Source organism: Pseudoalteromonas sp. TB25 (assembly GCF_000497995.1).
GTDB classification, from domain to species: Bacteria; Pseudomonadota; Gammaproteobacteria; order Enterobacterales; family Alteromonadaceae; genus Pseudoalteromonas; species Pseudoalteromonas distincta.
In genome coordinates, this window is the sequence record NZ_AUTI01000401.1 from 1 (window position 1) to 7314 (window position 7314).

A 7314-nucleotide genomic window follows, 5' to 3' on the forward strand; every position below is an offset into this window, starting at 1 on the left:
GTGATTCGCTATGTACCACAACTCGTTTACTAAAATCGGCAGCAATTTTCATATTTGGCTCCTAACCGTAACTCCACTTAAATTTTAAACTAATAACCTAATTAAGCTGCAACACTTGGGCGTTTTGCTACTTTTTCTTGCCATGCAACTAAATGGGTTAACTCATTCGGGATTGCTATTTGTGCAAATCCAGCAAATACCATCCCAGCATACAATGTAATATCAGCAATACTAAACTGCTCACCAGCAACAAACGCCGATTGCGCTAGTACATCATTAAAATAGCTAAACCCTTGGCGTGCTTTTTCGCCTTGTTTTTCACCCCAAGCCACATTTTGATACGTTTCAAGCTCTGGACCTAAGCCATCAGTTGCATGATGAAAGTAAGTTGCCACAGCGTCAAGCACCATAGATTCTGCGCGTTTTTGCATCATGTTAATTACTGCACGCTCTTTTGCGGTTTCACCCATTAAAGATGGGCCTTCAAATGCGGTATCAATATACTCAGTAATAGCGGTACTTTCTGATATAAACGTGCCGTCATCTAGCTCTAATACGGGCACACCTGCTAATGGATTTTTAGCTAAGAAGGCTTCTGTTCTGTGCTCACCATTTAATAAATCAACAGGTACAAACTCAACATTTGCAGTGGCATTTTTTTCAGCTAAAGCGATACGAACACGAAGTGGGTTTGGAAAGTTTTCTACATCATAAATTTTCATAGCAATCTCTATCTTTATTGTTTAAAAGTGAGCCAATGGCGGAACCTACCTATCGATAGGTAATTTATAATATTAAACTAAATTTAAGTCAACGTTTAAATTTTTCTGATTTATGGGATTTAACTTAATTCATAATAAAATTATGGAGTTGCTTAAAAGTAAAAACACTTGTAAATAACTACCTACTGGTCGATAATTTTGCTGTACCAATTGCATTAAATAAGTGATCTATTATTGCGCTAGGAAAATAGCGCAATAACGAGGCGAAAATCATGACATCTAGTTATTCTGTATGAATAATTTTTAACGCAGTTAGTGTGTTATTTAATGCGATACAATGATCATGTTTTTAATAAAACTGGTGTTACTGCAGATAGGAAATATTAAAAATGAGTAAAAAAGAAGCTTTATTAAAAGCAGCTGAAAACAAGGTACGCCTTGGCGGATACAGTAATTTTAGTTTTAGAGAGCTCGCAAGCGAAGTTGGAATTAAAAGCGCCAGTGTGCACTATCACTTTGCGACTAAGGCCGATTTAGGTGCTGAGCTTGCTCATCAATATACTAATTCTTTTTTAGCTGCGTTAGGCGAGCCAAGCGAGCTTAAAGCAAGCGGTAAAAATCCTATTGATGTGTACACTCAGCTTTTTAGACGTGCATTAGTAACCGATAAAAAAATGTGTTTATGTGGGTTACTAGGAGCCGAAAGCGATAGCCTTCCAGATAAAGTACGCCTTGAAGTAAAACGCTTTTTTAATCAAAATCTAACATGGCTTAGCGCTGCACACTTAACTAATGGTGAGCCTAACCCCGCTCAAGCAGCTATTCAAACAGTGAGCCTGCTTGAGGGCGCTATGATGATAAGCAAAACGCTCGACGATAATAGTTACTTTGAACTTGCAACTCAGTAATACCTAAATTTAGTACACAAAAAAAGCGAGCTATTGATTATCAATAGCTCGCTTTTTTAATGCTTGAAATAACTTATGTGATTATTAAACCGCTGTTGGTTTAACTTTATGCTTAGAGTGCACAATTGCTAAAACAATTAAGCCAATCACTGTTACTACAGCGCCAATAGGTTTACCTAAATCGCTTGATAAGTTAAGACCAATTGCTGCAGTGCCAATATAAGAAACCGTTACCGCTGTTGCTATAACAGCAGGAACACTGGCAATCCAATGGAATGTACCACGGTCAAACAAGTACTTAGTGGCAAGCCATAATACGCTTGTAGAAAGCAGCATGTTTGAAAATGCAAAGTAGCGCCAAATTAATGAGAAATCGAGCTTCGTCATAAAGTACGCTATAGCAAGTATAGGCACCGCCACTAGTAAGCGATTACGTAAGCTTTGTGGAATATTAAACGCATCAACAACAGTTAAACGTAATGAGCGGAACGCTGTATCACCAGAAGTAATTGGGAATACGGCTACTGCAATAATTGCCATTATACCGCCAAATACGCCTAAGTAACTGTTAGCTACATGGTTAACAACTAAGCCTGGACCACCTTGGTCAAGCAATGCTTTTAAGCCTGCGTAACCATCTGGGAACGCTGCAATACCAGCAAGTGCCCATACACAACCTACAATACCTTCACACATCATAGCGCCGTAATAAACTGGACGTACGTATTTTTCGTTAGTTAAACAGCGCGCAATAATAGGCGCTTGAGTAGAGTGAAAACCACTAATAGCACCACAGGTAATTGTTATAAATAACAATGGCCATGTTGGTAATCCATCTGGGTTTGGCTCTAAAAAGTCATGTGCGTGATCAGCTTCAAAGTAAGCTAAAAAGTCACTTGGTACCGGTAAGTGCGGCGCATTAATAAGTAATGAAATAGCAATTGCCACTGTCATTACAATCATTAGCGCACCAAAAATTGGGTAAAACTTAGTGATAATTTTATCAATTGGTAGCAAGGTAGCTAAAAAGTAATACGCTAAAATAGCAAGTACCCAAAAGGTGTTGTTTGCCAGTATTGTACCTTCAAAAAAATCAAGGTTACTTAGCAAACCTGCAGGGCTCATAATAAATACTACACCTACAAAAAACAGTAGCATGGCAGTAAATACAAGCATAAAGCCTTTAAATACGACGTTGTAATAATGGCCTGCGATTTCTGGTAGGCTTTTACCGTCTTCTTTTATACTCATTACACCTGAGAAGAAGTCGTGTACAGCTCCACCTAAAACATTACCAAGTACAATCCATACTAGTGCAACTGGTCCGTATAAAGCACCTAAAATTGGGCCAAATATTGGACCTACGCCAGCAATGTTTAAAAACTGAATTAAAAATGCTCGTACAGGGTGAATAGCTACGTAATCAACACCTTCGCTAAAGCGTTTTTGTGGTGTGTCAGCAGTTGAATCCAAACCGGCTTGTTTTTCAACAAATGGGCTGTAAAACTTATAGCCCAGTATTAAAATAGTGAGGCAGATAAAAAAGATGATCATAAAGCACGTTTCTCTTTTTGTATTTTAGTTATAGAGCGCATTGTGTGTCGCCCCGCCTTTTCAATCCGTGAATAATCGACGAACGATAACAAAGCTTTAACCCTCAAACAATAAGACGTTTAGCTAATACAATAATCGATATAAGCCACTATTTACGCAACCTGCGCACTTAACACTCACTTATCGCCTATGTCTTATTTTAGGCACAAAAAAAGCGGTTAAACTTTTACGTATAACCGCTTTCACACACAATGTTTTTTTAAAGTGGGTTCATAAACTCACTAATTTGTTGATGCGTTAAAGTAGGTGTTGCACCAGAACTTTCGGCGACCATTGCTCCAACGGCACATGCAAAGTCAACGGCATATTGCGCGTCGTCGTTGCTACAAAGCTGATATATTAACGAACCTAAAAACGAATCCCCTGCGCCAACAGTGTCAATTACGCTAATTAAATAACCTGAATTATAAAAATTCTCGCCTTTGATTGTTAATAAAGCACCGTGGCTACCTTTGGTTACACATAAGTAATCGGTATTTGTTTGCTGTGCTATAAACGCTAAATTTTGTTCAAGCGAATGAAACTTACAACCCATCGCTTTTGCAATTTCGTATAGCTCTTCATCGTTTAACTTAATAAAGTCTGCTTTATTCATTAAATCTACAAGTGTTTCTAGCTTGTAATGCGGTGCACGTAGATTTACGTCAAATACTTTAAAGTTTGCTACATCAACTAGTTGATTTAATGTTGCTAAAGACGCTTCGCTTCGCCCAATTAGGCTGCCAAATACAAATACATCGCTACTTTTAACTTTACTAAGTAACTCATCGGTAAGCGCTATATTATCCCACGCAGAGTCTGCCACTATTTCATAACTTGCAGAGCCACCACTGTCGAGCGTTACCTCAACCGTGCTAGTTTTTTTGTCACTATTAATAGCAATGTATTCGCAGCTTACACCTTTGCTAGTAATTTCGCCTAGTAGCTCAGCGCCTAACTCGTCGTTACCAACAGCGCTGATCATGTCGGCTTTAATGCCAAGTGAGTTAATACGCACACACATGTTAAGTGGCGCGCCACCTAAGCGTTTACCTGAATCAAAACAATCCCACAGTACTTCGCCAAAACAGCTAACACTTACGTTTTCGCCTGATTTATGATTAATTAAAATGCTCATAATTAGTTACTCTTTTGATCAAGTACAGCCTGCATAATGGCTTTAATTTTACTATTAGGTGCATACAACGCAGCAATCGACTTTTTATATTCAGCAGTAAACGTTTCGTTATGCTCAAGCTTACCAAACAAGCTCGTTAACTTTAAAAATGCAATCGGGCTAGTTTGAGTCTCTTGCGCGTAAGAATTAAGCTCTTTGTGCATAGCATCTTGAATTTCAAGTTGCTCGCCGTTTTCACTTAAACCTTTATCGCTGTACAAACACCAAGTAGCAATAACAAGCGTTGCCAGTGATACATCTCGACCTTGTACTAGGTTTTCGTTAATTGTGGCAATTAAAAACTTAGGCAGTTTAGCTGAGCTTTCACTACAGATACGCGCTAGGCTGTCTTTAATATTAGGATTAGCAAAACGCTCTATTAACGTATCTTTGTAGCTTTCAAGGTCAATGCCTTCAAGTGGTTCAAGGTTTGGGGTTACTTCTTTATCCATAAAAGCACGTAGGTATGTGGCAAATAATTCATCCGATACCGTTTCGTCAATAGTGCCGTAGCCATGGATTGAACCTAATAAACCAAGTACAGAATGCCCTGCATTAAGTAAACGTATTTTCATGGTTTCATAAGGCGTTACATCAGTAACAAACTGAGCACCAACAACATCCCAATTTGGACGAGAGTCACTAAATGTGTCCTCTATTACCCATTGTGTAAACGACTCACAGGTAATTGGCCACTCGTCGCTAACACCATATGCATCAACCACGTAATCAATATCACTCTTTTTAGATACCGGTGTAATACGGTCAACCATCGCATTTGGAAACGATACGTTTTGCTCAATCCACTCACTTAGGTCTTTGTCTTGCTCTGTAGCAAAGGCTAAAAGCATTTTGCGTGTTACGTTACCGTTGTGCTGAATGTTATCGCACGACTGTACTGTAAACGCGCCTAGGCCTTGCTCTTTACGAAGTTTTAACGCAGCAGTAATGTAACCAAACGCTGTAATTGGGTAGTTTGGGTTATTAATGTCGTTAATAATATCTGGATTACTGTAATCAAACTCGCCCGTTGCAGGGTTAAAGTTGTAACCGCCTTCAGTAATAGTAAGCGACACAATTTTAGTATCGCTGTGCGCTAGCTTATTAATTACCGCTTGTTTGTCCTCTGGAGCAAACAAAAAGTCGATCATTGAGCCAATTACTTTGTTATCTATTGTACCGTCTGGGTGTCTAACAGTAAGCGTGTAAAGGTAATCTTGCTGCTTTAAAATATCACGCAGACCACGGTTACCCTCTAACAGGCCAACACCACATATGCCCCACTGCTCAGAGCCTGGGGTTTTTAAAAGCTCGTTAACATATACCGCTTGGTGAGCACGATGAAAACCGCCCACGCCAATATGTACAATTCCCGCTTTAACAGCGCTACGGTCGTAGGTTGGTGTATCAACATGGCTTGGTAATTGAGCCAAGCTCTGTTGGTTTAGCCCTGTAACAAGAGCGTTTGTGTGTTGATGTTGCGTCATGGTGCGACCTTACTAAACAAAAATAAAATATAAATTACGATACTGTATTACGATAAGTAATTACGATGCTGTATTGAGTACTTTATGGCGTTTTAACGACCAGTACGCAGTAACAAAATAAATAACAGTACAAATAAAACAGGCAATTTCGAATTGCGATTTATTAGCGCTGTACATACTCATAGTTTCACTGAAAAACATCACTTGGCTGGCAAATATGAAAATAATAACCAGTGAAACCGTAGAAACTGCGTTAAGTACTTTTGTAAATACAGAGCTGTCAATTACTGGCTTTGGAATGTCTTTAGCCTCAGCTGCTTGATATTCTTTAATATCACGTTGCTCTTGTTTTTCTGCTGCAATTTCTTGTGTGTAGTCGTCACCAGCGCCGTATTTTTTAGCTAAAAGCGTGTAAACAACAATGGTGAAAATCCATGTAGGAATAAACAAGTAGTAAAACGACATTACATCAATTGCGTTTAAGCCAAAGCCAAACACAAGTGCTAACGCCCAAGATGCTATAGCCGGTACGCTGCGGGTAATATTTTTATATTTAGCCCAGTAACGTGTTAGGCCAATTTTAGGAAATAACACATGCTCAGCAAACACAATACCGCCCACAGGCACAACTAATAAGCCGGCGTAAGTAAGTAGCGGTAGCATTTGTGAAAATACAAACGGGAAACACGCAATAATCACGGTTACAACACCTACAATAGCGGTTGTACGCTCACGTGACTGATTTACAAATATAGATTGTGCAGCAAGACCTGCGCGGTAAAGGTTTGCGTTAGCTGTAGTCCAGCCCGCTATAATTACAATAACAAATCCAGTCCAACCTAATGCATGGTATGCAACATCGCCCGGATCAAGTGATGAAATAGTTGTTTTAAGTAATACCGCAACACCTGCGCCCATAATACCGGCAGAGATCCACGCTAAGTAATGACCAAAAAACATGCCCACACCAGAAAACAAACCATAGCTTTTGCGTTTAGCAAATCTAAAAATAGCCATGTCGATTAAACCAAAGTGAGTTATTGAGTTAGCAGCCCATGCAAAGCCAATCACTTCTAATAGGCCAATGCCCTTTTCACCATCGGCATTGGTGCCCGTCCATATGGAGGAGTCACCTATGGTCATAAAGTCGCTAAAGCTAGTTAAAGAGGTAGAACCTAATACGTGATTTGAAAGCTCAGGGAATAACGCAAACGAGCCTGCAATAAATATAACAAATAGCCACGGCGCACACAGCTTTGAAAAGTCAGCAACCGTAGAAAAGCCATACATCGCAACAAATACAACAATGGAGCCAACAGCTAAAACAATGGCTACAAACCAAAAGCTATTTGGATACCAATCAAGTTGCGCAGGTATATCAAACAAAAACCGCACGGCGGTGGAGGATACCGTGATCATCGCGGCCG

6 protein-coding genes are annotated in these 7314 nt (G+C 39.5%); 1 reads left to right on the plus strand and 5 read right to left on the minus strand.

Going from position 1 to position 7314, the window contains the following annotated elements; translation table 11 throughout:
- Nucleotides 1–101: 101 nt before the first annotated feature.
- Entirely contained in the window at nucleotides 102–722 is a 621-nt protein-coding gene (locus tag L652_RS0117810; protein WP_024595731.1) for a glutathione S-transferase, read from the minus strand.
- Between the two features lie 389 nt (nucleotides 723–1111).
- Between L652_RS0117810 and L652_RS0117815 the strand changes: the two genes are divergently transcribed.
- On the plus strand, nucleotides 1112–1630 hold the full coding sequence (locus tag L652_RS0117815; RefSeq protein WP_024595732.1) for a helix-turn-helix domain-containing protein: 519 nt from the start codon (nucleotides 1112–1114) through the stop codon (nucleotides 1628–1630).
- A gap of 84 nt (nucleotides 1631–1714) precedes the next feature.
- Here L652_RS0117815 and L652_RS0117820 read toward each other — a convergent pair whose 3' ends face one another.
- From L652_RS0117820 to L652_RS0117835, 4 genes are all read right to left on the minus strand, one after another.
- Nucleotides 1715–3184: a carbon starvation CstA family protein gene (locus L652_RS0117820; protein ID WP_004334688.1), complete on the minus strand. Its 1470-nt coding sequence runs from the start codon at nucleotides 3182–3184 to the stop codon at nucleotides 1715–1717.
- A 259-nt stretch (nucleotides 3185–3443) separates the two neighbouring features.
- On the minus strand, nucleotides 3444–4361 hold the full coding sequence (locus L652_RS0117825; RefSeq protein ID WP_024595733.1) for a carbohydrate kinase: 918 nt from the start codon (nucleotides 4359–4361) through the stop codon (nucleotides 3444–3446).
- Between the two features lie 2 nt (nucleotides 4362–4363).
- Nucleotides 4364–5887, minus strand: a complete 1524-nt coding sequence (locus L652_RS0117830; protein ID WP_024595734.1) for a mannitol dehydrogenase family protein — start codon at nucleotides 5885–5887, stop codon at nucleotides 4364–4366.
- Nucleotides 5888–5947: 60 nt separating this feature from the next.
- A partial coding sequence (locus tag L652_RS0117835; RefSeq protein WP_024603586.1) for a membrane protein occupies nucleotides 5948–7314 on the minus strand: 1367 nt, incomplete at its 5' end.